Origin of the sequence: Paenibacillus albicereus, assembly GCF_012676905.1 — a bacterium.
Taxonomy (GTDB): Bacteria; Bacillota; Bacilli; order Paenibacillales; family Paenibacillaceae; genus Paenibacillus_O; species Paenibacillus_O albicereus.
In genome coordinates, this window is sequence record NZ_CP051428.1 from 2,673,771 (window position 1) to 2,698,361 (window position 24,591).

At 67.4% G+C, this 24,591-nt stretch carries 22 protein-coding genes; 2 read left to right on the forward strand and 20 right to left on the reverse strand.

Going from position 1 to position 24,591, the window contains the following annotated elements; all coding sequences use genetic code 11:
* Positions 1–17: 17 nt before the first annotated feature.
* The 4 genes from HGI30_RS11830 to HGI30_RS11845 are packed head-to-tail and all read right to left on the reverse strand — an operon-like array spanning position 18 to position 3,325.
* The gene (locus HGI30_RS11830; RefSeq protein WP_168907751.1) at positions 18–377 is read right to left on the reverse strand and encodes a Lin0512 family protein; all 360 of its coding nucleotides are present in this window, start codon (positions 375–377) and stop codon (positions 18–20) included.
* 43 nt (positions 378–420) lie between these two features.
* Entirely contained in the window at positions 421–1,566 is a 1,146-nt protein-coding gene (locus tag HGI30_RS11835; protein ID WP_168907752.1) for a DUF3900 domain-containing protein, read from the reverse strand.
* A gap of 24 nt (positions 1,567–1,590) precedes the next feature.
* The gene (locus tag HGI30_RS11840; protein ID WP_168907753.1) at positions 1,591–2,115 is read right to left on the reverse strand and encodes a glycosyl-4,4'-diaponeurosporenoate acyltransferase CrtO family protein; all 525 of its coding nucleotides are present in this window, start codon (positions 2,113–2,115) and stop codon (positions 1,591–1,593) included.
* Positions 2,105–3,325 carry a glycosyltransferase family 2 protein gene (locus tag HGI30_RS11845; RefSeq protein WP_168907754.1) on the reverse strand — a complete coding sequence of 407 codons (1,221 nt, stop codon included), beginning with the start codon at positions 3,323–3,325 and terminating at the stop codon, positions 2,105–2,107. The genes HGI30_RS11840 and HGI30_RS11845 overlap by 11 nt, the downstream gene beginning before the upstream one ends.
* A gap of 172 nt (positions 3,326–3,497) precedes the next feature.
* Here HGI30_RS11845 and HGI30_RS11850 point away from each other — a divergent pair, with 172 nt between their 5' ends.
* Positions 3,498–4,997: a phytoene desaturase family protein gene (locus HGI30_RS11850; protein ID WP_168907755.1), complete on the forward strand. Its 1,500-nt coding sequence runs from the start codon at positions 3,498–3,500 to the stop codon at positions 4,995–4,997.
* A 119-nt stretch (positions 4,998–5,116) separates the two neighbouring features.
* Here HGI30_RS11850 and HGI30_RS11855 read toward each other — a convergent pair whose 3' ends face one another.
* From HGI30_RS11855 to HGI30_RS11930, 16 genes are all read right to left on the reverse strand, one after another.
* Positions 5,117–5,296, reverse strand: coding sequence for a hypothetical protein (locus HGI30_RS11855; protein WP_168907756.1), 180 nt, complete (start codon positions 5,294–5,296; stop codon positions 5,117–5,119).
* A 153-nt stretch (positions 5,297–5,449) separates the two neighbouring features.
* Positions 5,450–6,946 (reverse strand): methyl-accepting chemotaxis protein, encoded by a 1,497-nt coding sequence (locus HGI30_RS11860; protein WP_168907757.1) that lies wholly within the window; start codon positions 6,944–6,946, stop codon positions 5,450–5,452.
* Positions 6,947–7,003: 57 nt separating this feature from the next.
* Positions 7,004–7,567, reverse strand: a complete 564-nt coding sequence (locus HGI30_RS11865) for a hypothetical protein (protein WP_168907758.1) — start codon at positions 7,565–7,567, stop codon at positions 7,004–7,006.
* Positions 7,568–7,731: 164 nt separating this feature from the next.
* A complete protein-coding gene (gene mnhG / locus HGI30_RS11870) occupies positions 7,732–8,124 on the reverse strand; it encodes a monovalent cation/H(+) antiporter subunit G (RefSeq protein WP_168907759.1) in 393 nt (130 codons plus the stop codon).
* A complete protein-coding gene (locus HGI30_RS11875; RefSeq protein ID WP_168907760.1) occupies positions 8,117–8,392 on the reverse strand; it encodes a Na(+)/H(+) antiporter subunit F1 in 276 nt (91 codons plus the stop codon). The genes mnhG and HGI30_RS11875 overlap by 8 nt, the downstream gene beginning before the upstream one ends.
* Positions 8,392–8,868: a Na+/H+ antiporter subunit E gene (locus HGI30_RS11880; protein WP_168907761.1), complete on the reverse strand. Its 477-nt coding sequence runs from the start codon at positions 8,866–8,868 to the stop codon at positions 8,392–8,394. The genes HGI30_RS11875 and HGI30_RS11880 overlap by 1 nt, the downstream gene beginning before the upstream one ends.
* 6 nt (positions 8,869–8,874) lie before the next feature.
* Positions 8,875–10,365 (reverse strand): Na+/H+ antiporter subunit D, encoded by a 1,491-nt coding sequence (locus HGI30_RS11885; RefSeq protein WP_168907762.1) that lies wholly within the window; start codon positions 10,363–10,365, stop codon positions 8,875–8,877.
* A complete protein-coding gene (locus HGI30_RS11890; RefSeq protein WP_168907763.1) occupies positions 10,358–10,696 on the reverse strand; it encodes a Na(+)/H(+) antiporter subunit C in 339 nt (112 codons plus the stop codon). Before HGI30_RS11890 ends, HGI30_RS11885 begins: the two co-directional genes overlap by 8 nt.
* Positions 10,697–13,549: a hydrogen gas-evolving membrane-bound hydrogenase subunit E gene (mbhE, locus tag HGI30_RS11895; RefSeq protein ID WP_168907764.1), complete on the reverse strand. Its 2,853-nt coding sequence runs from the start codon at positions 13,547–13,549 to the stop codon at positions 10,697–10,699.
* A 252-nt stretch (positions 13,550–13,801) separates the two neighbouring features.
* Positions 13,802–15,049: a nitric oxide synthase oxygenase gene (locus HGI30_RS11900; protein ID WP_168907765.1), complete on the reverse strand. Its 1,248-nt coding sequence runs from the start codon at positions 15,047–15,049 to the stop codon at positions 13,802–13,804.
* A gap of 4 nt (positions 15,050–15,053) precedes the next feature.
* Positions 15,054–15,917 carry an EcsC family protein gene (locus HGI30_RS11905; protein ID WP_168907766.1) on the reverse strand — a complete coding sequence of 288 codons (864 nt, stop codon included), beginning with the start codon at positions 15,915–15,917 and terminating at the stop codon, positions 15,054–15,056.
* Between the two features lie 160 nt (positions 15,918–16,077).
* Positions 16,078–18,150 (reverse strand): HelD family protein, encoded by a 2,073-nt coding sequence (locus HGI30_RS11910; RefSeq protein WP_168907767.1) that lies wholly within the window; start codon positions 18,148–18,150, stop codon positions 16,078–16,080.
* Positions 18,151–18,366: 216 nt separating this feature from the next.
* Positions 18,367–18,648, reverse strand: a complete 282-nt coding sequence (locus HGI30_RS11915; protein ID WP_168907768.1) for a DUF1294 domain-containing protein — start codon at positions 18,646–18,648, stop codon at positions 18,367–18,369.
* Between the two features lie 31 nt (positions 18,649–18,679).
* On the reverse strand, positions 18,680–21,256 hold the full coding sequence (gene hrpB / locus HGI30_RS11920) for an ATP-dependent helicase HrpB (protein WP_168907769.1): 2,577 nt from the start codon (positions 21,254–21,256) through the stop codon (positions 18,680–18,682).
* Between the two features lie 35 nt (positions 21,257–21,291).
* Positions 21,292–22,242, reverse strand: coding sequence for a magnesium/cobalt transporter CorA (gene corA / locus HGI30_RS11925; protein WP_168907770.1), 951 nt, complete (start codon positions 22,240–22,242; stop codon positions 21,292–21,294).
* A gap of 53 nt (positions 22,243–22,295) precedes the next feature.
* Complete coding sequence (locus HGI30_RS11930; RefSeq protein WP_168907771.1) at positions 22,296–23,318, reverse strand: coiled-coil domain-containing protein; 1,023 nt, start codon at positions 23,316–23,318, stop codon at positions 22,296–22,298.
* A 129-nt stretch (positions 23,319–23,447) separates the two neighbouring features.
* Here HGI30_RS11930 and gluQRS point away from each other — a divergent pair, with 129 nt between their 5' ends.
* Positions 23,448–24,413: a tRNA glutamyl-Q(34) synthetase GluQRS gene (gluQRS, locus tag HGI30_RS11935; protein WP_168907772.1), complete on the forward strand. Its 966-nt coding sequence runs from the start codon at positions 23,448–23,450 to the stop codon at positions 24,411–24,413.
* The last annotated feature ends 178 nt before the right edge of the window (positions 24,414–24,591 follow it).

A 24,591-nucleotide genomic window follows, 5' to 3' on the forward strand; every position in this document is an offset into this window, starting at 1 on the left:
TGCATGTTGAGTTCGTTTTAGTAGCCGGCCTCGACCGCGGCGAGCACGACATAGATCAGGTCGTTCCGGTCCTGCTTGTCCTCCAGCACGATGCCGCTTGAAGTGAGCATGCCTCCGGGCATGACCGCGATCTCGACCTCCCCGTAAGGAAGCTCGGCCCGCACGGCCTCCAGGTCAAGCCGGTCTTCGTCGCAAGGAACCGCCAGCTTGACGCGAACCTTCATCCGGTCGAGGCTGCCTCCGGGCAGCACCGTCCTCAGGCCCGGCATCGAGTTACGGCGGATCGCGTCCCGCACCGCCCGCACGGCCGCCTTGGTGACGTCCTGCCCGTGCAGATCCGTGCCCATGCCGAGCTCGATGAACATCACTTGCTTCATAGGCTTGATCCTCCCTCTGCAAAATAGACGTTGGCCGGCCGCCTTACCACGGCACTTCACCGTCGTCTTCCGGTCCGGATGCCCCGTCCGCGGCGCCAGCCGATGCCGCGGCCGCCGCGGCCTCCGGCTCGGAGGTTCCGATGACTTCCATCACCTGCGAGAGCTCCGGCGGATGGAGCAGCTCGACCGGCGAGAGGCCGCGCTCGAACTGGAACGCGTCTCCCTCGATGACGGCGACGTACTTGCCGTTGTGGCGGGCGAAGTGCAGCGAGCGCCCGAAGTCGGTAAGCAGGCCCTTGACCTGCACGCCGCCGAGCTTGAAGCTGAGCGCCAGGTCCTCCTTCTGCTCCACGAGCGCGGCCGAAGCCTCGTACACCTGCTCCGGCGTCCAGCGCTCGAGCAGCTCCCGCTTGTCGGAAGCGGCCCAAATCTCCACCGCCTCCTCCTCTTCCTTGCGCTGCGGACTCGCGTCGTCCTGCCACTTGTCCGTCATGTACTGCTGCACCATGTCCAGCACCTGATCGCCCATCACCTCGGGCAGCGGCCGCTCGTAGCTGACGAACTTGAGGAAGTCCTCGAAGTAGCGGGCATGCGAAGCCTGATGGATCTTGACCTCCCACGGCTCCAGCATCCCCTCCTCCGGCATGTGGGGGTACTGGATCGACTTGATCGTGCGCGCGCTGATCGCCATCTCGACGTTCGCGACGAGGCTGCGCTCGTCGGCGATGCGGGCGATCTTGGACTCGAAGTCGCACTTGAGCACGAACAGGAACGGCGCGTCGAACAGCTTGCTCAGCGTCGCCTGCACGGCGATGAGCGCCCCTCCGCGAACCGCCGAGGTATCCATGTAGATCCGCACCAGCTCGTCGGCGATGCCGTGGAACCGCTCGGCCGTATCGGCCGTGCGGAGCCGCTGCAGCAAATTGTAGTCGGGATTGCTGTCCAGCTCGTAGCCGGGCTCGACCCGGAAGCGTCCGAGCTTGGTCGGCACGGACTCGGAGGGCGGATGGCGCTCCGCCTTGCGCTTCACGATGCGCGCGAACTCGCCGCTCAGGAAATCCTTGAGCGGGCTGTCCTCGTAGTCCTCGCCGTCCATCGTCTGGAAATGACGGAACCGCTTGCCGGAATCCGTTCCTTCTCCATCCGTCTGGATCACAAAAAAGCTTATGTACTGCACGTCGAATTCCATTGCCGCAAGACCGCTCCCTCTACCCTATTCTTCCAGATGGCCGGATATCACTTTCCTAGAATAGCACAATCGGCTTGGCCGCGACATGACTTTCAGCAGGCGAGCCCGATTGTAGCGCTGCACGAAAATGCACGGAAGATTCGCGATAAGCACATAAACTGTCAGGATAACCATGCCGAACGCGTTATTCCACAGCGCGAACAACGGCAGCGGAAGCATCATCGCCCAGTGGGTCAGCTCGCCTCGCCGCGTCTCCGCCGCGAAGCGCTCGAGATGCTCCAGACGGCCCGACCGCAGGCGGCGCTTGGAAAAGCCCGACTTGACCCAGCCCCCTCCGTCCGGCAGCCGGTCCTTCCAGCGCTGGATGCGCAGCGTCCGCTCGTACCAGCGGCCGTCGGCCTCGAAGCCGCGCAGGCGGGTCAACGGGCCGTCCGAAGCGAACCGCTCCCATGGGATGCGGATCACCAAGGCTACGGCCAGCGCGTGCAGCAGCAGCCAGACGGCGGCATCGATCAGGATGACGCCTGCCGGGCCGAGCTCAACCGACATCGAGATCCCTTCCTTTCCAGCTTACGCGGCGGCGGAAGAACGACCGATAGAGCGAGTGGGCGAACACGGCGAAGAAATAGAGCAGCGGCAGCGGGTACAGCAGCGCGGCCGGCCAGCCGAACGAGCCGGCATGCCGCCAAGCCCGCCGAGCGCTGAGGGCGGCCAGCGCATACAGCAGCGCCGCTGCGGCCAGCGACCCGAGATCGGGCAGCGCGCCGTGGACAAGCGCGGCCGCCGCCCGCAGCAGCTGCTCCGTCCATGCCGCCGCCGCTCCGGTCAAGCCGCTCACCCAGCCGATCATGAGCAGCAGCGCCGCTGCCGGCGTCCCGCCGGCTCCGAGCGCGATGCTCTTGCTCCAGCCGGCCGTCATCTCGCCCCAGCCTTCCGCATACATGCGGAAGGCCAGCCGGTCGCCTCCGAGCAGCGCCAGGCTCCGCCTGCCGCAATCGGCGAAGCGCGCCGCCAGGCGGTCATGGTCGAGGATCTCCCCCTTGACCGCCTCGTGGCCGCCGACCGCCTCGTAATCGTCCCGCCAGCAGGCGAGGCACGGGCCGAACGAGCCCGGACGGGAGCCGCCGATGCGGCTCCAAGCGGCAAACCGGCCCGAGCCGGCGATGACGGCGGCGTTCAGCATCGCCGAAAGCTGCTCGCGGCGGCTGGCCGCGCGATGCCACGGCTGCACGGTAACGACGGCTCCGGGAGAGCAGACGGCCGAGAGCGCCTCGAGAAAGTCCGGTGCCGGACGCGCATCCGCATCCAGAAAGACGATACGGCTCCCCTCCGCGGCCGCGGCCCCGCGGCTGCACGCCCAGTTCTTGCCCCGCCAGCCCGCAGGCAGGTCGCCGGCCGGGACGGTCCGCACGCCGGCATGCGCCGCCGCGACTGCGGCCGTGCCGTCCTCCGAGCCGTCGTCAACGACGACGATGTCCGCATGCACCGTCTGGCGGAGCAGCAGCGGCAGCAGCAGGCGGAGATTGCCCGCCTCGTCGCGCGCCGGGACGATGACGCTCCAGCGCGGGGATCGCGCCGGCTCCTTGTCCGCTGACGAGCCAGCCCGGCGAAAAGATTCCGCCGCCCCCGCGCGGCCGTGAAGGCGGCCGTGCGCGCGGGCCGGCGCGCCCCCTAGCGCGGCCGCAATCAGGCGCTTCTCCGCCGTCAGCAGCCTGCCCAGCGCCAGCGAACCGGCCGTGATCCACCATCCTGCATCCATGCTGATTCCTCCTCGTCAGGATGCTGCGATTTTTTTTGAAATCCCCGCGTATTCGCGGAGGGGAATGCGTTCACAATGGGTAAAAGAGGAAATCGGGAGATTGGCCCGGTCCCAACTAGTATGGACGATCCATGGCGACTCAAAACCGAATGGACTAGAGGAGGAACTAGAGTTGAGCAAATCGATCATCGTTGTCGGAGGCGGTCTCGCCGGCCTGTCGGCTGCGATCCGCCTGAGCGCGGACGGACACAAGGTCACCGTGCTCGAAAAGAACGAACGGGCCGGAGGCAAGCTGAATCTCCGCTCCGGCAAAGGGTACCGGTTCGACACCGGGCCGTCGATCCTGACGATGCCCTGGACGCTGGAGCAGCTGTTCCGCTCCGCCGGGCGCGACCTGCATGACTATGTCAAGCTGAAGCGCGTCGAGCCGCAGTGGCGCGGCCTGTACGAGGACGGAGCGACGCTCGACCTCGTCGGCGACCTGCCGCAGATGCTGGAGGCGATCGGCGAGCTGTCGCCGGAAGACCGCGAGCGCTTCCTGGGCTACCTGGACTACAGCCGCAAGCAGTACGACCTGAGCATGAAGAGCTTCTACAGCCGCTCGCTGTCCGGGCTGACCGACCTGCGCCAGCAGCATACGCTCAAGGAGCTGCTGGCGATGGATCCGATGAAGACGGTCGCGCAGCTCACCGGCCAGCATCTGAAGCATCCGCATCTGCGCCAGATCTTCCATTTCTTCACGATGTACGTCGGCTCCTCCCCGTATGCCGCTCCGGCCGTGCTGACGCAGCTCGCCTACGTGCAGATGGGGCTCGGCATCTACTTCGTCGAGGGGGGCATGTACGAGATCGCCCGCGCCGAGCTGCGGCTGCTGGAGGAGCTGGGAGCGGAAGTGCGGACGGGCGCCGAGGTGGCGGACATCCTCGAGGCCGGCGGACGCGCCGTCGGCGTGCGCCTCTCCGGCGGCGAGGAGCTGCGGGCCGATGCCGTCGTCTGCAACCTGGAGGCGATCCCGGCCCACCGCTCGCTGCTGCGGGACGTGCCGGGCGCCGAGCGCCAGGCGGAAAAGCTCGCCAAGTACGAGCCTGCCGTATCCGGCCACGTGCTGCTGCTCGGCGTGAACCGGAGCTACGAGGCGTTCAAGCATCACAACTTCTTCTTCTCCCGCGATCCGGAGCGTGAGTTCCACGACATGTTCGTCGACAAGATTCCGACCGACGATCCGACCGTCTACGTCGGCATCTCGTCCAAGACCGACCCGACCCAAGCGCCGGACGGCTGCGAGAACTGGTTCGTGCTGACGCATGTGCCGCCGCTGAAGGAAGGCGAGAGCTGGGAAGCCCATCGCGCCCGCTATCGGGAGCTCGTGCTGGATAAGCTGGAGCGGATGGGCGCCGAAGGGCTTCGCGCTCATATCGAGTACGAGGAGCAGTTCATCCCGGACGACCTGCAAGCGCTGTACGGCGCGAACGGCGGCTCGATCTACGGCGTCGTCACCGACCGCAAGCTGAACGGCGGCTTCAAGATTCCGAGCCGCAGCCCGCTGCTCGGCGGCCTTTACTTCGTCGGCGGCTCCACGCATCCCGGCGGCGGCGTGCCGATGGTGACGCTGAGCGGCCAGCTGACGGCGGATCTGATCCGCGAGGACCTGTCCGCTTCGGAAGCGATATAGCCTCTCCCGACGCCATGCCAAAAAGAGGCTCTCCCGCCTGGAAGCGGGAGAGCCTCTTTTTTTGGGACTGCGCGGCGCCGGCGCTGCGGCTCCGCGGACCATGCCGCAGCCGCAGCGTCCTACATCCGCCGCCGACGGCCGGTCCGGCTCCAGCGGGGCTTATCCTCCAGCAGCGCCAGCGACCAGCGCGCGCCGACGAGGAACAGCGCCATTCCGACGGAATAGATGCCGAACGGTCCAAAAAAGAACAATCCATACACCATCAATAGCACGGCAACTCGTCCCAATAAGGCCAGCATGCTGAAGTTGACTCCATTTCTACCTATCATCATCGCGATCAATAGGAATATATTACCACATAGAGTCGGAATAAACGAGGAAAAGATGTTTGAAATTACCATATCAACTACCATCATCCCCACCAAGTCCATGGAAGGGATGACGAGCAAGCGTCAGCCGCGCGCGGCGCTGCGGCTGTCGACCAGCTGGCGAAGCTCCTGCACGAGCCGCCCAAGCTGCTCGTAGCCGTCCGCGATGCCGGAGATGCGCGCATGCTGGTCCGACATGCTGGCGTCCACCTCCTGCATCGATGCCTGATTCTGCTCGGTCGCCGATACGACGGCGGTCGTCTCGTCGGCGATGCGGCCATAGTCGTCCTTGAGCCGCGAAGAGGCGTCCACCGCAGTCGCCGCATGGCCGCGCACCTGCTCGCAGTTGGCGAGGATGCGCACGATAGAGGCGCCGACCTCGGCCGTGTGGGCCGAGCTGACGGCGACCGCGCCGCGGCCGCTCGATACGGCCGTCGCGATGCTGTGGACGCGCTCGCCGATGCGGCCGAGTATCGCGGCGATGTCGCCGGCCGCTTCCCCGGAGCTGTCCGCGAGCTTGCCGACCGCATCGGCGACGACGGAGAAGCCCCGTCCCTGCTCGCCGGCCCTGGCCGCCTCGATGGAGGCGTTGAGCGCCAGCAGGCGCGTCTGGGAGGCGATGTCGCCGATGCGGGCATTGATCTCCCCGATGCGGTCGTTCTGCTCCTGCAGCTCCTCCATCAGCTCCCCGAGCGTCGCCATGACGGACTCCGTCTCGTCCATCGCGGCAGACAGCCGGCGCATGCCGTCCTCGCCGCCGGCGGCAAGCCCCGCCGTCTCCTCCGAGAGCACGGACAGCGAGGAGGTGCCGTCCGCCAGGCCGATGACCGCCCGCTCGACCGAATCCACCGACTCGGAGATGCGGTGCATGGCCGAGGACTGGTGCTCGGAGGCGGCGCTCATCTCGCCGAACGCCTCCGTCACCTCGCGGGAGATGCGTCCGGCGGCCAGCATGTCCTCCCGATAGGCCGAGCTGAAGCCGTCCAGCGTCAGCACCGTTTCCTTGAGCCGGTCGAGCAGCAGCGACGACTCGCGGCCGGCCGCGGCGGCCGCCTCCGCCTCGTCCGCGACCTGCTGCTGGAGCTTCTCGCTGAAGCGCATCGCGAACGCGAGGCTGACCGTCAGGAAGATCAGGTACAGGTACAGATAGGCGAGCGACTCGCCGGGGAACAGCCGATCCCGGAATTCCGGAGTCAGGAACAAGTACGTGCTGACGCCCATGCCCAGCAGCCCGGAGAACACGATCGGCTTGTAATTGGCGTACAGCGTCATGACCGCGACGTTCACGTAGACCATGAAGTACGTGCTGACGATCGGAGCCGGATCGCTGACGATCAGCAGCACGGTGATGAGCGTCAGGATGCATGGAACCAGATACATGATGAGCGAGGGGAGCACGCGCAGATAAGTCAGCGCCGTGGCCAGCCCGCAGGTGAGCGAGCCCGCCGCGACGAGCAGCCAGATCATCGAGCTCGGCAATCCGGCGGCCAAATCGGCCGCGACGCCAAGCGCCAGCAGGCTCCACAGCAATTTCACGAACAAGCGGTTGCGCTTGTCCAGCACAGCAAGCTTCCTTTCCATTCCAACCTTCCCTTTCCAAGGCCTGTCATCCTCGTCCGGGATGTCTCTCTCGTCCTCTCAGGCCAGCACGGCTTGCCTCACTTCGTGCGCATGCGCATAAGACAGCCATTCGTGCCGCTCCGGGTCGCGATAGATTTCTTCCACAGGAAAAAGAACCGGCACGACAAAATCGCCCTTATAGGGCTGCTTCGGTCCGACGATGGTCATCGGAACCTTGAACGTGATGCGGAGCGCCCGGCAAAATACCGGCTCCAGCAGAGCCGCGCACCACCTCGCTCCCCGCTGCTCCGACATGTAGACGATGCTGGAGAGCAGCGCTTGGATCTGCTTGCCGCGATAGTTCGGAAGAAGCGCGATCCGATCCGCCACGACCACCTTCTCCGGGTCTTCTGCGACCTCGCCGAGGCGGGAGAACGGAGCGATGCGTTCCAGCTCCTCCGCTTCGGACGCATAGGGCCTGATCTCGGCCGTGCCGCAATAGGCTCCGTCCGGAGCGACGATCAGCCGGCGGTCCAGGACCTCGTCGGGGAACTCGAATTCATAGCCTTTTTCCTTCCATACGGTCATCCAGATGTAATGGAACAAGGCCAGCTCCCTTTCTTTTTCAATCCGTTTGAACAACGCGTGAACCCCCTCAGGCAATAATGTACAACTCCTCCTTTCTTCCCTCGAATTCCCATTTTTCCTTCTGTAAATCGACAAAAAAATAAAAATTGCCTCCACCTATGACTTTTTCGGTCATAAATGAGGCAATTGTAAGGGATTCCGCTCATGTCGTTATTTCGCTATCGAGCCTTGTCTTCCAGCTCCGACCTTTTTCGCGCTTGCTCCCGTTCCTGCTGCAGCGCTTCCTTGAGATCGTCGCGCGTGCTCCGCTCCCAGAGATGCACGCCCGTCCGGTAGGCGGCGCGGGCGTTGAGATGCCCGGCGACCGGTCCGGTCAGAAAGACGAACACGATGCCGAGCAGCAGCTTGACGCTGACGACGTCATGGACGAACGCGTAGTACAGGAAGGCACCGGTCAGGATGAACAGGACGCCGAGCGTGGCGCTTTTGGTCGCCGCGTGGGAGCGCAGGTAGACGTCCGGCAGCCGGATCAGGCCGAAGGCGCTGAACAGGCTGAGCAAGGCTCCGAGCAGGACGATGACGGCCGATGCGATCGCAAGCGCATCATTCATCCTCCATCACCGCCCCTCTCTCGATATAGCGCGCGAAGGCGGTCGTGCCGATGAAGCTGACGATGCCGATGACGAGGATGATGTCGAAATAGACGGTCGTACCCTGCAGCATGCCGAATACGGCGATCATCGAGAGCAGCAGGATGCCGATCGTGTCGAGAGCGGCGATGCGGTCGGACACGGACGGGCCTTTGAGCAGCCGGTACATGCAGCCTGCGATCGAAAGGATGAGCAGGACGAGCGACGCTTGCAGCAGCATGTCGACCATCAGCGCGTCACCTCCATGATCGCCCGCTCGAACGTCGTGCGGATCTGCTGGCGCAATTGCTCCGCATCGCCGATGTCCATCGCATGGATGTACAGCGTCCGGTGGTCGTCCGCCACGTCGAGCGTCAGCGTGCCGGGGGTCAGGCAGATGAGGCAGGCGAGCAGCGTCATCTCCCCGTCGGTCTTGAGCTGCGTCTCCATCGCCACGATGCCGGGCCGGATCGTCAGCTTCGGCTTCATGATCTGATAGATGACGGTGAAGCTCGACAGGAACAGCTCGCGGATGAAGATGACGAGCAGGTACAGGACCGCCTTGACCTTGCGCAGGTAGAAATCGCGCTTGAGGAAGCGGTTGAGCAGCCCGATGAACAGCAGTCCGAGCGCGAAGCCCGCCGCGAAGCGGGGCAGGCTCAGATCGTCATAGAGGAACATCCACAGGAAAGCGATCAGCAGATTGATGAGAAACTGGGAAGCCATCGGGGCTCACTCCTTCCACACGGCATCGATATAGTCGGTCGGCGTGGCGAGCGTGCGGGCCGCCTCCGCGGAAGCCTGGACCATCCATTCCGAGCCGAGGCCCATCAGGACGACGAGCAGGCAGAGCACCGCGGCCGAAGCCGCGTGGGCCGCTCTGATGCGGGTTCCGGCCGTCTCGGCAGGCGCCGCTGCCGGAGCCTCGCCCCAGAAAACCCGCATGAACAAGCGCACGAGCGTGTACAGGACGACCAGGCTCGTCGCCAGCGAGATGCCGGCGAGCAGATGCGAGCCGGCCTGCAAGCCGCCCTGCACGAGCAGCAGCTTGCCGCCGAACCCGCTCAGCGGCGGGATGCCGGCCGCGGCGAGCGAGGCGACCAGGAACATCCAGCCCACGAGCGGAATGCGTCCGATCAGTCCGCCCATCTCGTCCAGACGGCCCGTGCCGGCCGCCGCGACGATCATGCCGCCGAGCAGGAACAGCAGCGCCTTGACCGCCATGTCGTGGATCAGATAGAACACCGCGCCTTGCAGCGACGTCTCGCTGGAGACGGCCAGGCCGAAGGCGAGGAAGCCGACGCTGATGACGATGTTGTAGTTCAGGACGCTCATGACGTCCTTGCCAGCCAGCGCGCCGGCTGCGCCGAGCAGCATCGTCGCTCCGGCCATCCAGGCGATCCACTCCTGCGCCGCGAAGCCGTGTCCCGTCGGGAAGATGAGCGTGAACGTGCGGATGAGCGCGTAGAGCCCGACTTTGGTCAGCAGCGCGGCGAACAGCGCGGAGATGGCTGCGGGCGGAGCCTCGTACGAATCCGGCAGCCAGAAGAACAGGAACAGGCCCGCCTTCAGCGAGAACACGATCAGGAAAAAGACCGACAGGACGTCCAGCATGCCGCCGGAGCCGACCTCGGCGATGCGGGCCGACAGATGGGCCATGTTGAGCGTGCCGATCATCCCGTACAGGTAAGCGACGCCGGCGACGAACAGCGTCGACGAGATGATGTTGACGAGCATGTACGACAGCGTCGCCTTCAGCTGCCGCTTCGTGCCGCCCAGCACGAGCAGCGCATACGAGGAGATGAGCATCACCTCGAAGCAGACGAACAGGTTGAACAGGTCTCCGGTCAGGAACGAGCCGTTCACTCCGGCGAGCAGGAACTGCAGGAACGGGTAGAAATAGAACTTCTCCCGCTCCGCTCCGACCGTGCCCATCGCCTGCACGAGGCAGAAGCCGGTCGTCACCGTAGCGGCCGTCACGAGCAGCGCGGCGAAGAAGTCGGCGACGAGCACGATGCCGAACGGAGCGGCCCAGCCGCCCATCGCCAGCGTCTGCAGGCCGCCCGCTCCCGCCTTCGCGAGCAGCAGGACGCTCGCTGCGGCCGTCGCGGCGATGCCGGCTAAGCTGACGATGCGCTGCGTCAGCACCTTTTCCTTGAAGAAGAGCAGCACCACCGCCGTGCAGAGCGGCAGCAGCAGCGGCAGCACGACGAGATTAGTCATTCGCTTCCCTCCTGAGCAGCTCCGTGTCGTCGGTGCCGATTTTTTTGTACGCCTTGTAGGCAAGGACGAAATAAAGCGACGTCATGCCGAAGCTGATGACGATCGACGTGAGGATGAGCGCCTGCGGCAGCGGATCGACGTAGCGCTCGGCTTGCTGGCCGAGCAGCGGGGCCGCGCCGCTCTTGAGGCCGGACATTGTCAGCAGCAGCAGATGGACGCTGTGCGTCAGCAGGGACAGGCCGAGGATGACGCGCAGCAGGCTTCGGGCCAAGATCATGTACACGCCGACGCCGAACAGGGCGCCGACGGCGAGCGCGAGCAGCAGCTCCATTTATTTGTCCCTCCCGATCGCCAGAATGATCGTCATCGTGATGCCGACGACAGTAAGATAGACGCCCAGATCGAACAGCACCGCGGTCGCCAGCTCGTTCTGCCCGAAAAACGGCAGCTGGGCGTAGCCGAACGAATGGCTGAGGAACGGCTTGCCGAACACGAACGAGCCGATGCCCGTCAGCAGCGCCAGCGAGATGCCGCAGGCGCTGACGATGCGGAAGTTGACCGGCAGCGCCTTGCGGATCGTCCGAACGCCGAAGGCGATGCTCATCAGCACGAGCGCCGATGCGGTCATGAGCGCGCCGATGAAGCCTCCCCCGGGCTGATGATGGCCGGCGAACAGCAGGTAGAACGAGAAGGTCAGGATGAGGAACAGGATCACCTTGGCCAGCGTCTGCAGGATGACGTCGTTGCTGCGCGCATCCTCATAGACGAGGCGGAACTCCCTCTCTCCCCATCCGCCCCCCTCCTCCATCGCCTCTCCCGGCCATTTGAGCCGGATGACCGCGTAGATCGCGTAGGAGGCGATGCCGAGCACGACGATCTCCAGCATCGTATCGAAGCCGCGGAAGTCGACGAGGATGACGTTCACGACGTTCTTGCCCCCGGCGAGCTTGTAGCTGTTGGTCAAGTAATAGTCGGAGATGGAGCCGAACTTCCGGTTCGACAGCGCGCCGAGGGCGACCAGCGTCATGACGAGCCCGGCCGCGCCGGCGATGAGCCCGTTCGCCGCCTTCGTGCGGCGCGGGATGCGCTCCCGCTTGAGCGCCGGCAGATGATAGAAGCAGAGCAGGAACAGCGTGACCGAGACCGTCTCGACGATCATCTGCGTCAGCGCCAGGTCCGGCGCGCGGAACAGGACGAAGAAGAGCACGACCATGTACCCGACCGAGCCGGTCAGGATGATCGCCATCATCCTCGACTGCGCGAACGGCACGGCGAGCGTGGCCGCGATCAAAGCGAACACGGCGATGCCCTCGAACAGCGTCACCGGCGCCATGCCGTACAGCGCGATCGGGATGCCCCCGGCCATGGCGGCGGCGATGGTCAGGAAAACGGCCAGCACGACGAAGATGTAGCCGGCGCTGCGCCGCATGCCCCCTCCCATATAGGAAGCGGTCAGCCGTTCCGAGCCGGCGTCGAGTCCCTGCAGCAGGCCCTCGTACAAGCGGTTCCAGCTGAGCGGCGCGCGCACGGCCCGGTGCAGCGGAGCCCAGCGCGGAGCGGCGTACAGCAGCAGGCCGCCGACGGCAAAGACGCCTGCCGTCAGCAGCAGCTCCGGCGTGACGCCATGCCAGAGGGCGAGCTTGCCATACGCTTCCGGCGCCGCGGGATGCATCGAGAGCAGCGCCGGCTGCAGCAGGCCCGGGGCGACGAGCGACGGCGCAAGTCCGAGCAGCAGCGCCGCGGCAGCCAGCAGCAGCGGCGGCGCCAGCAGGCCCCAGGACGGCTCATGGACGGGAGCCTCGCGCGTCTCCCGCGCCGCTCCCCCGAACGTGCGCCAGGCGAAAATGCCGCTATAGACGAAGGTGAACGCGCTGGCCGTCCAGGCGACGGCAGGAATCAGCAGCGCGGCCAGGCTGCCCTCGCCTGCGCGCCAGGCGTTCAGCGCCGAGCCGAAGAACAGCTCCTTGCTGAGGAAGCCGCCCAGCGGCGGCACGCCGGCCATCGACAAGGACGCGGCGAGCGAGATCGCGAACGTGACCGGCATGAACCGGATCAGTCCGCCGAGCCGCCGCAGGTCGCGCGTTCCCGTTTCGTGGTCGACGATGCCCGCCGTCATGAACAGCGCGCCTTTGAACGCGGCATGGTTGAGCAGATGCAGCAGCCCCGCTGCGGCCGCGGCTGCGCCGTAAGCGGCGTAAGGCGAGGCCGAGCCGGCCGGATAGACCGCGCCGAGCCCGAGCAGCGCCGTCACGAGGCCGAGCTGGCTGATCGTCGAATACGCGAGCAGCGCCTTCAGGTCGGTCTGCTTGATGGCGCGGAAGCTGCCGTAGATCAGCGTGACGAGGCCGACCGCCGTGAGCGCTCCGTACCAGAGCTGCTGGCCGGCGAACAGCGGCGTCAGGCGGGCGGCCAGGTAGAGCCCGGCCTTGACCATCGTCGCCGAGTGCAGGTAGGCGCTGACCGGCGTCGGCGCTTCCATCGCGTCCGGCAGCCAGATGTGGAACGGGAACTGCGCCGACTTGGTGAATACGCCGAGCAGGATCAGCCCCATCGCCGGCACGAGCAGCGGGCTCGCAACCAAGGCGTCTGCGGACGCGATCAGCTCCGTGACGCGCAGGCTGCCGCCGGCGAGGCCGAGCAGCAGGAAGCCGGCCAGCATGGCGAGGCCTCCCATGCCGGTGACGAGCAGCGATTTGAGCGCGCCCGCGAGCGAAGCCTGCCGTCCGTGCCAGAAGGCGATGAGCAGGAACGAGCTGACGCTCGTCAGCTCCCAGAACCCGTAGAGGACGATCAGATGATCGGACAGCACGACGCCCAGCATCGCGCCCATGAACAGGAGCAGGCAGGCGTAGAAGCGGCCGACCGCCTCGCGGCGGCGGTCCAGGTAGAAAATCGAGTACAGCACGACGAGCGCGCCGATGCCGCTGATGAGCAGGGCGAACAGCATCGCGAGGCCGTCGAGCCGCAGCTCGATGTTGACCCCGAGGCTCGGCATCCACGGCATCGACGCGGCGCGGCGCGGCCCGTCTCCCTCCGCCTGCAGCCCGAGGAACGCCGCCAGCAGCAGGACCGGAGCGGCAAGGGCGATCCAGCCCGCATGCAGCCTCGGCAGGAGCCGGCTCAGCCAAGGAAGCGCCGCCGCCAGCAAAAACGGTAGAAGCAAGAGGACATGAAGCAGTGGCAAGGTACAGCCTCCTTACGGTCGGAATGGAGCCTGGCATTCGTTCCAGTATTTCCTGGAATGCCATGAAACATCGGCCTATGGCCTGGATTTACCCGAAAAAAGACAAAAAGAGCCCGCTGGTGGCAGGCTCCTCCGATCATTCGTATGCTTTTTTTCGGGATATAGGCAAGTTAGGCAGTAGGAATATTGTACCCCATTCTGCTGCAGGCTGTCAATCCGAATTGGAGACGCCGCACGCGGAAAAACGGCCGATCAATGGCCTCGAAACGGGCAGCCGGCCGCCGCAGGAGACGATTCGTCCGCGGGCTCGGCCGAAGGATCGGACGGCATGCCGACCGGACAGCCCGCGGCTGCCGCAGCTCCGGCGCGGCTCTCGCTCAGGCGCTCCAGCCGCTGCAGCCGAGGCGGCTTGTCCTGCGGCAGCAGCCGCGGCGACAGCTCCAGCTCGCGCATCCCCCCGTCATGCCAGACCGGCGTCAGCGAAGGCGACAGCGGCGGAATCAGCCACGACCAGCGGGCGCTCGTCTCGCGACCGTGCTCCGCCTCCTGTCGCTGGAAGCGGACGAACTGGTCGGCGGCGGTATGATGGTCGACGATGCTGACGCCCGCCTGGCGGAACGAATGCAGCACCGCCACGTTGAGCTCGACGAGCGCCCGATCCTTCCAGAGCGTCGCGTTGCGGCTGCGGTCAAGGCCAAGCGCGTCGGCGACGGCGGCGATCCGATCATAACGGTCCGCGTCGCCGAAGTTGCGCGCGCCGATCTCCGTCTCCATGTACCAGCCGTTGAACGGAGCCGCCGGATAGACGGTCCCTCCGATCTCCAGCGCCATGTCGGAAATGACGGGCACGGCGTACCAGCGCAGGCCGAGGCGGCCGATGCCCGGGTGCTCGGGATGCTCGATCGCCACCTCCGGCGCGAGATGCTGCGGAATGGGGAACCAGCGCGGCTCTCTCCCGGCCGCGCTGATGACGAGCGGCAGCAGGTCGAAGTCGCCGCCCGTTCCCCTCCAGCCGAGCTCCAGGCAGAGAGCGGTGAACGCATCCGAAGCCGGATCGCCCCGCCGCGCCTCTCCTGGCGACGCGGCTGGATAGCCGGCGTAGCGGAGCAGCTGATGGTTCCAGACGCGGATGTCCGCTCCGGAATCCGCGCTCGGCAGCACCGTCATGACCGAGCGGATGCGGCCGCCGTTGGCGGCTGTCTCCAGGTGGCGCAGCAGCGCTCCCGCCGCCTCCTCCTCGCTCCGTACCCCGCGCGCGTCGATGACGTCCAGCGACGGCCAGAACAAGCGTCCGATGCAGCGGCTGCTGTTGCGCCACGCGACGCGCGCTCCCCAAGCCAGCTCCTCCGCCGAAGGCTCGTACCCTTCTCCGCTGCCGATCGCGGCCTTCACCGCCGCGATCCGGGCCGCGACGCGCTCCTCATCCCATTCGTTCTCCATGCCGAACTGTCGCAGCCAGGCCTCCGCCTGCTCCGCTCTCCGGCCGCTGTCGCCGCTCATGCTGTCATTCCCCGCTTTCTGCCAGCCTCTCCATGATCCGCCGCTTGCGATAGAGCATGATCGCGGATTCCGTCACGTTCTGCAGCATGCCGCGATTAATGAACGCTCCGAACAGCACTCCCGCGACCGGAACGGCCTGGAGCAGCTTCTTCCAGCCCCAGTTGTCCCGGTAGACGGCGATCACCTCGCGCCAGCCCTGGATGCGGGAGACGGCTTCGCCGGCCGCCTTGCCGCCATCCGCAGCGTCCCGCATCATCTCTTCTAGGATAGCACGTTTGCCGACAATATCCGAGGACGCGAACTGCATGACCTTGACGGTGAAGACACGCTCCTCCTTGAGCGTCGGGTCATACCCGTAGCTGAGCGCGATTTCCTGGATCGCCTTCAGCGACAGCCCGAGCACGGCGGGCACGTCGATCGCCAGCGTGAAGATGCCGCCGAAGCCGGTCGTCGCGCCTTGAGCGGTCGCGAAGCGCGTCCGTTCCTCCGCGAGCCGGGCGGAAGCCGCATTCATCGCCGACAGCGGATAAGGGCCGTCGCCGCTGCCGCCCTGGCTCCGGTCCGCTTCCCGCAGCAGCTCGCCGACCTTGCGCCCCGCGACGAGATACTTGCCTCCGTTCTGAATGTAGCTGCCCAGCTCGTCCAGCGCCTGGCCCAGCTTCTCGTGCACGATCTTCGGCGTCAGCCGGTCGAGCAGCTTGAACGGGAGCCTCGCCATCCGGTCCCAGATCATCAGGTTCTTCTGCTCCTTTTCCCACTGCTCGATCTCCGCCATCGCCGCCTGCAGCTGCTCGCGCGTCTCCAGCCGGGCCGCCGGCTGCTCCGGGCGCTCTTCGAGCGCTCCTATCGTGTCTTTGTCCGTCTCCATGCGTCGTCTTCCTCCTTCGGGATCGCCTGCGCCGCCGGCTCCGGCTAAGCTCGGGCCGCGCGGTCCAGGCGCTGCCGTGCAATACGCAGCCGCAGCCGGCGCGGTTGCGGCAAGCCGGCTTTACCCGGTATTACCCTGTATGCCCCGATTTGTCCCTTCTTCAGCCGGGAAGGACGGCGGGCTCGCCGCGATGCAGCAAGCCGAGCCGGTGCAGCGCCCTCGTGCAGGCGACGTACAGCAGCTTGGCGTCGGCCGCTCCGTAAGCCTCGGCGCTCGCGTCGGCGATGAGCACGGCATCAAATTCCAGCCCCTTGGACAAATAGGCCGGCACGACGGTCAGGCCGCCGCCGTATGCGGGCTGGCGCGCATGGACGAGCGCCGCCTCGATGCCGGCCTCCTCCAGCGCCGCCTGGACGTCCGCGCATTCCCGCTCCGTGCGGCCGATGACGGCGATCGTCTGGAAGCGGCCTTCGCGCTGCCAGTCCGAGACGACCGCGGCAAGCCGCGACGCCCATTGCTCGGCGCCGACCCGCTCCAGCACGACGGGATCGCCGCTGCGGAACACCGGCACCGCCGGCTTGACTGTGCTGCCCATGCCCGCCAGCACGCGATTGGCGAAGTCGATGATCTCCGTCGTTGAGCGATAGCTGCGGTCCAGCTCGAAATAGCCGGTGCTTCCTTCGCCGAACCGTCCGCTCAGCTCGCTCCAGTCGGCGATGCCGGCATAAGCGTGGATGCCTTGCTGCAGGTCGCCGAGCACCGTCATCGACGGCTGCTGCTGGCAGAGGCGGAGCGCCTCGAGCTGGAACGGCGAGTAGTCCTGCGCTTCGTCGATGACGATATGGTCGTAGAACGGCCGTCCGAGGCCGTGCAGGCGGATGTGCAGGTAGACGAGCGGAGCGAGGTCCTCCGCCTCGGCTTCCCCTTGCTTGAGGCGCGCCGCCGTCGCTTTGGCGAGCTTGGCGGGCAAGAGCTGCGCGCCGCTCTTGCCCTCCAGCCACTTGCCGTACAGCTGCGGAGCGCTGTAGGCGGGGACGCGCTTGGAAAAGGCGTTCAGCTTGCTCGTCGCTTTGGCGCGCAGCTTCTTGTCGGCGATGCCCCGCTGCTTGAGCTCCGACTCGAGCCAGCGCTTGGCGCGGCTGACGAGCCGTTCCCTGCGGCGCATGATCGATTCCTCGCCGTAATCGGTCTCATGCCATTCCCTCATCTTGGCGACGGACAGCTGAAGGCCCGGCAGCGGCTCGAACGGCTCGGCCGGCAGCAGCGAAGCCTCCAGCTCCGCGAGCCGGACGTCGAGCGCTTCCTTGAATGCCGCGCTCCCCTTGAGCCGCCCGGAGGCCTCGGCGTATTCCTCCGGCGCATGGGGCTGCTCGAACCAATAGGCGAGCGTCTCCGCCGGCGGACGCAGCGTCACCTCGCGCTCGAGCAGGTCGATCGCCCAGTCGGCGAACGTCGTCTGCACGATGTCGCCGACGCCGAGCTCCGGCAGGACGCCGCTGATGTAGTCGAGGAACATGCGGTTCGGCGCGAAGATGACCATCCGCTCCGAGCGGATCCGCCCTGCATACTGGTACAGCAGGAACGCGAGCCGGTGCAGCGCGACCGTCGTCTTGCCCGACCCGGCCACGCCCTGGATGAACAGCGCCAGGTTCTTGTCGGCGCGGATGATCTTGTCCTGCTCCTGCTGGATCGTCGAGACGATGTCGCGCAGCTTGTTGTCCTTGCTCTCGCCGAGCCGGTAGAGCAGGAACTCGTCGGTGACGGCATCGTCCTCCTGCCCGCGCACGAAGCTGTCGACCAGCCGCAGCAAATCGTCCTGCCGGACCATCAGGTTGCGCTTGAGATGCACCGTGCCCCCGATCTCACCGTCCGGCGAGTCGTAGTTCACCGGCGCCTCGCCGCCGCTGAAGGAATAGAACAGGCTCGCGACCGGCGCCCGCCAATCGATGACGAGCAGCTCGTCCGAGCCCGCGCGGGCGACGCCGGCCTTGCCGATGTACAGCGGCAGCGGCTGCGTCTTGCCCTCCTCCTGAAAGTCGATCCGGCCGAAGTACGCTTCCTTGCGGGCGATCTCGAGCCGCTGGCGGCGCTCCTCGCGCTGCAGGTCGAGCATCTGCTCGGTGAAGTCGTCGCCGGTGTAGCGCGGGCCGATGCTGCCGAGCTGGCCCCTGATGTCCTCCACGGCTTTCGCAAGCCGCGTTTCTTCCGCTTGATAGGCACTTTGAGCGCTCATGGTCAGTTACCTCCTAAGGGATTCCAATTCAAAAGCGAAAGAAAACTATACCATGGCGGCGCTCGCGCCTGCAAGAACGATTCGGTACGGAGCCAAGCGGGAGGACGGGGCCGCGCGGGCCGGCGGAACGTCGCGGCAAAGAAGTCGGACGCGCCTGATCGAAAAAGCGAGCCGCCCCCAAGGGGCAGCTCGCTCGGTTGTTGCTGCGAGAAGCGTTCAGCGGACGAGCCAGGCGAGAACGCCAAGCGCGGCCGCGTTCCAAAGCGCCAGCAGCGGCACGCCGATGCGGAAGGAGGCATGCTTCGTCTTGTGCCGCCACGCCGACATGCCGATCCATGCGCCGAAGCCTCCGCCTAGGAAGCTTGCGGCGAACAGCCTTTTTTCCGGGATGCGCCGGCGGGATCGCCGCGCCGCCTTTTTATCGATGCCGAACAGCGCGAACGCATAGACGCTCAACGCCGCCGCGTACAGAAGGATCGCTCCCTGCCATGCATTCATCGTCCCGTCTCCTTTCGCTTCGATGATCGGCTCAAGCCTTCGGCCGGACGCGGCTCGTCGGCTGGGCTTCCAGCGGATTGTCCGGCCAAGCATGCTTCGGATAGCGCATCTTGAGCTCCTTGCGCACCTCGAAGTACGTGGAGCTCCAGAAGCTCTCCAGGTCGCGCGTCACTTGCACCGGACGCTGAGCCGGTGACAGCAGGTGCAGGACGACGGGAAGCCGGCCGCCGCCGACGCGCGGCGTCTCCTTCATGCCGAACAGCTCCTGGAGCCGCACGGCGAGAAAAGGCGCCTGCGGGTCGCTGTAGTCGACCGGGATGCGCGAGCCGCTCGGCACGGCCAGATGCGTCGGCGCGTAGGAGTCGAGCTGCCGGCGCCGCTCCCAGCCGAGCCGCGAGTCAAGCGCTTCGGCCAGCGGCAGCTTCTGCAGCCCGGAGGCGCTGCGGATGCCGGCGGCATGCGGCGCGAGCCAGTCCTCCAGCGTGGCGAGCAGCCCTTCGTCGGACGCATCCGGCCAATCGGGCCGCACCGCATGCATGAGCTGCATGCGCGCTTGCAGCTGGCGCGTCTGGCGCGACCAAGGCAGCAGGCGCAGGCCTTGGCGCCGGATGCCCTGCAGCAGCGCCGCCGTGACCCGCTCGGGGTCCGGACGGTCAAGCTGCGACTCGCGGACGACGATCGCGCCGAGCCGCGTCCGTCTCCGGCTGCGCACCGCCTGCGCGGCGTCATCCCATTCGACGGCCTGCTCCGGCTCGAACAGCTCCGGCAGCAGCGCCTCCAGCGCCGCGAGCTCGACCGGCGCGGCCAGGTCGATGCGGCTTTCCACCCCGGCGTCGTCGAGGTCGGCGGCGACGAGATATGCCGCCGAGGAAATCGGCTGGACGGACGCCAGCGCCGCTCCTCGGCCGATCGCGAGCACGTAGCGGCCGTCCGGGCGCCGCTGCGCGATGCGATCGGGATAGGCGAGCGCGAGCAGCAGCCCGATGTCGGGCGGCTCCGAGCCCGGCTCAAGCGGCATGGAACCGCTGCGGGCGCTCGCGGAGCGGCCCCCTTCGCCGCCGGCCGGTCGCTTGGACGCGGCCGAACCGGCCCGGCTCATCGCTTCCAGCGACCGGCGCCACTGGCGCGCTTCGGCCGCGATCCGCGAGGCGGCGGCCGCCAGCGCCGGATCGCTCCCGCCTCCGCGTCCCGCCGCGCGCAGCGCTTCGACGCGCAGCCGCAGGTCGGCGCTGCGCTCGCCGCGCAGCAGATCCCGCTCGCCGAGCAGCGCCGCCAGCTCGCAGGCGGCCTCGCTCCAGCCGAGCCGCTCCGCGCACAGCGCCATATGCGCAAGCCGCGGATGCCCGCCGAGCGCGGCCATGCGCCGGCCATGCGGCGTGATGCGGCGCTCCGCCGTCAGCGCGCCGAGCCGCTCCAGCAGCGCGCAGGCCTGCTCGTAAGCGCCGGACGGAGGCGCGTCCAGCCAGTCCAGCTCCGACGGATCGGCCGTCCCCCACGCCGCCAGCTCCAGCGCGAGCGGCGCGAGATCCGCCTCGAGCAGCTCCGGCGTGCCGTAGGCCGGCAGCAAGGCATGAGCCTCCCGGCTCCACAGCCGCCAGCAGCAGCCCGGCGCGGTACGTCCCGCGCGGCCGCGCCGCTGGTCGGCGGACGCCTGCGACACCGGCACCGTCTCGAGCCGCGTCATGCCGGTGCGCGGCGAGAATCTCGGCACCCGCATCAGTCCGGCGTCGACGACGGACCGGACCCCGGCGACCGTCAGGCTCGACTCCGCAATCGACGTGGCGAGGACGACCTTGCGCCGGCCCGGCGAGCAGGCGGCGACCGCCTCGTCCTGCTCCTGCAGCGGCATGCCGCCGTGCAGCTGGCGCACGTCGACGCCATCCGGCAGTCCCGCCCGCCTCAGCTCGAGGCCGGTCCGCCGGATGTCCGCGATGCCCGGCAAAAAGACGAGCACGTCGCCCGCGGAGTCGCGCAGCGCCTCCCCCACGGCCGCAGCCGTCGCGTGTTCCAGCCTCGAGCCTGCCGCTCGCGGCCGGTACCGCGTCTCGACCGGATGCTGGCGGCCTTCGCTCGCCAGCACCGGCGCTCCGCCGAGCAGCTCGGCCACGCGGGCGGCGTCCAGCGTCGCCGACATGACGGCGAGCCGCAGGTCCTCGCGCAGCAGCGCGGCGGACTGCAGGCAGAGCGCGAGACCGAGATCGCTGTGCAGATGCCGCTCGTGGAACTCGTCGAACAGCACCGCCCCGTACGCCTCGAGCGCCGGATCTTCTTGCAGCAGCCTCGTCAGGATGCCTTCCGTGACGACCTCGATACGCGTAGCGGGCCCGACCTTGGTATCGAGCCGCACGCGGTAGCCGACCGTGCCGCCCGGCTCCTCGCCGAGCTGCCTGGCCATGAACGCCGCCGCCGAGCGCGCGGCGAGGCGCCGCGGCTCGAGCATCAGCACCTTGCGACCGCCGAGCCAGTCCGCGCCGAGCAGCGCGAGCGGCACGCGCGTCGTCTTGCCCGCGCCGGGCTGCGCGACGAGCACGGCCCGGCCTTGCTTTTCGAGCGCGTCCAGCAGTCCCGGCAGGATGTCGTCGACCGGCAGCCTGCTTGTTCCTTCCATCGTTCCACCTCTTCCCGTATGCTTGCCCGTCCCGCTCAGTCGAACCATCCCTTGCGCTTGAACCAGGCGAACATGCCCGCCGCGATCAGCCCCATGCCGGCCAGGACGCCGAAGTAGCCGTATCGCCACTGGAGCTCGGGCATGCGGACGAAGTTCATGCCGTAGATGCCCGCGAGGAACGTCAGCGGCATGAAGATCGTCGTGATGACGGTGAGCGTCTTCATGATGCCGTTCATCCGGTTGGAGCTGTAGCTCATGTAGCTGTCGCGCATGTCCGCGGTCATGTCCCGGCACGCCTCCAGCGTCTCCGCCTGCTTGAGCAGATGGTCGTAGATGTCGTGGAAAAAGGCCCGGTACTCCTTCAGCCCCGGAATCGCCTCGATCGTCGTCAGCCGGTACAGCAGGTCGCGCATCGGCACGATCGTCTTGCGCAGGCGCAGCAGCTTGCTGCGGATCTCGAACACCTGATCGATGCCGGTACGGTCGGAATAGCCTCCGCTGCCGGGATCGGCGTCGAGCAGCTGGTCCTCCAGCTCGTAGACCGACGGGAAATAGCGGTCCACGAGCCGGTCCATGACGGTGTGCGCGGCGGCGAGATGGCCGCTTCGGGGATGCTTCGGATGCACGTGGGCCGCCCGCCAGGCCTCGTCGATCTCCGTGCAGGCGGCGAAGTGGAACGTCACCGCGAAGTTCGGGCCGAGGAACAGGTTCACTTCCTGCACGCGAAGCGTCTCCGGCTCAAGCGCATGCAGGACGAAGAAGTGCACGTCGTCGTAATGGTCCACTTTGGGCCGCTGCAGCAGATGCAGGCAGTCCTCGATCGCCAGCGGGTGAAAATGAAAATACTCGTCCAGCAGCCGGGTCTCGGCCTCGTCCGGCTCGCCGATGTCGGCCCAGAACCAGACCGGGTCCAGCGCCTTCAGCTCGCCGAGCCCGACGTCCTTGCGGAGTCGGCCGGCTGAATCCATCGCCATGATGCGCAGCATGCTTGCAGCTCCATTCTATCGTTGAACTCGGGAAGGACTCCTCCCCGTCCTCGTCAGACCGCCGAATCCAGCAGGGACGCGCGGCGGATGCGCAGCGCGGACAGGTCCTGCTCCGCCTGGGCCGCTTCCGTCTCCAGCCGCCGCCGAAGCCGGCGCGCCTCGCCCAGCAGGCGGTCGTTGTCTTCCCTCGCGCCGTTGATCTTGCCTTGGACATGCCAATCCATGAACAGCCCGTCCAGCACATAATCGCCCAGCCGGACTCCGTCGCCGATCGGGATGTCAAACGAAGCGGCCTGCCCCACATCGGCCAGCTCCTTGTGCAGCCGCCGCGCCGCCGAGCGCGCGCCGAGCAGCGCCTCCTGCGCCTCGTCGAGCCGGCTGTGCTTGGCCGCCGTGGCGATCATGCCGCCGCCGAGCATGTCGTACGTGCCCCATCCGGCCGCCGCGTCCAGCCGGTCCACCGCCAGCTCCAGCTGCGAGGCGAGCGCGGCAGCCGCATGGATCGCCTCGCGCAGCTCCGCGAGCAGCGCCTGCTTGGCGCGGAGCTGCCCGTCGATTTCCCGCACGCCGGCGGCGATGGCCGGGAAAGCCGCCAGGACGAGCTGTTCCCGCTCGATCCGGATCGGCTCGCTGCTGCCTGACGCAGGAGCGAGCTCGCCGAGCCGGACGCTCGTCCGCGCTTGCATCTCCCGCAGCTCGCGCAGCTCCGCTTCTCCCTCCTTGACCTCGGCGGCGGCCCGCTCGGCCTCCAGCTGCTCCAGCTCCAGCTGCTCGTCCAAGTCGCCGGTGAGTCGCAGCCAGAGCGAGCTCCAGCTGCGCCGCGACAAGCGCTCGACGTCCGCCGCCTCCTTGCCGAGGCGATCCAGCCGCTCCGACTGCTCCCGCTCGAGCTGCAGGATCTCTCGGTCCAGCCGCTCCCGGCTGCGCTCCAGCACGCGCTGCTCCGACTCCGCCTCGAGCGCCTCGTCCAGCCGCCGTCCGAGCTCGCGGATGCGCTCCGCCGCCGATGCGTCCGGCGCGTCCGGCGCGTCCTTCCCGCCGGCTCCCGGGCCGCAGCCTGTCGTCCTGTCGTCCATCGTCGTCCTCTCCTCTCAAATTGCAGCCCGCAATCTCTCATGCTATCATACCAGTCAGATCGGGCCCGCCCAAGCCCGAAGTTGAAATCGCGGGAGCCGCAGGCTTCCGCCGCGAGGAGGAAGTATCCGATGATCGCCGGCCGCTTCGCCCCGACCCCGTCGGGGCTCATGCATCTCGGCAATGCCCGTACCGCCCTGCTCGCCTGGCTTCAGATCCGCCGCCTCGGCGGCTCGTTCCTGCTCCGCATGGAGGATATCGACGGCCCCAGGTCGCGGCCGGACTATGCCGAGGCGGCGCTGCGCGACCTGCGCTGGCTCGGGCTCGATTGGGACGAAGGCCCCGATCGGGGCGGCCCGCGCGGTCCTTATACGCAGAGCGAACGGCATGCTCTCTATGAACAGGCGCTGGAGCGGCTGCGCGGGCAAGGACTGCTTTATCCTTGCTACTGCAGCCGGGCGGAGCTGGCGGCCGTCGCCAGCGCGCCCCACGGCCTGGCCTCGGAAGGGCCGGCCTATCCCGGCACCTGCCGCTGCCTGACGGAGGAGGAGCGGCGGGAGAGGGCGCTGCGCAAGCCGCCGTCGCTCCGGTTCGCCGTGCCGCCGGGGCGGATCGTCCGGTTCGACGACGAATGCGCCGGTCCGCAAGAGACGCCGCCCGGAGCCGGGGGCGACTTCGTCGTGCGCCGGGCGGACGGCATCTTCAGCTACCAGCTTGCGGTCGCGGTCGACGATGCCGCCATGGGCATCACCCATGTGCTGCGCGGGAGCGACCTGCTGGACTCGACGCCGCGCCAGCTGCTGCTCCTCGAGGCGCTCGGCCTGGCCCCGCCGCGCTACGCGCATGTCCCGCTGCTGATGGGACCCGACGGCAAGCGGCTTGCCAAGCGCCACGGCGGCACGTCGCTGCAGGCGCTGCGGGAGGCCGGCGTGCGGCCCGAGCGCGTCGTCGGCCTGCTCGCCCGCTGGAGCGGCTTGCTTGAGCGGGCCGAGCCGGTCCGGCCGCGCGAGCTCGTCGAGGCGGCGGCGAAGCGGCCTTTGCCGGCCTTGCCGATCGTCGTGCGCGAGGAGGAGCTGAGCGGCATGCTCGAGGGATGACGCGTGTTGCGGCGGTTTGCCGCTGCGGCGCGCGGAGCCTTATGTTTACACTAGTATTGCTGACTCAAGCCGAACAGGCGTCATTGCAGCGAGGGACTACTCCCGCCTGCATGACGCCTGTTTGGACTATTTCCCCTCTTCCTACGAGCGCGGCTCCCCGCCAGCGGCGCTCTCGCCA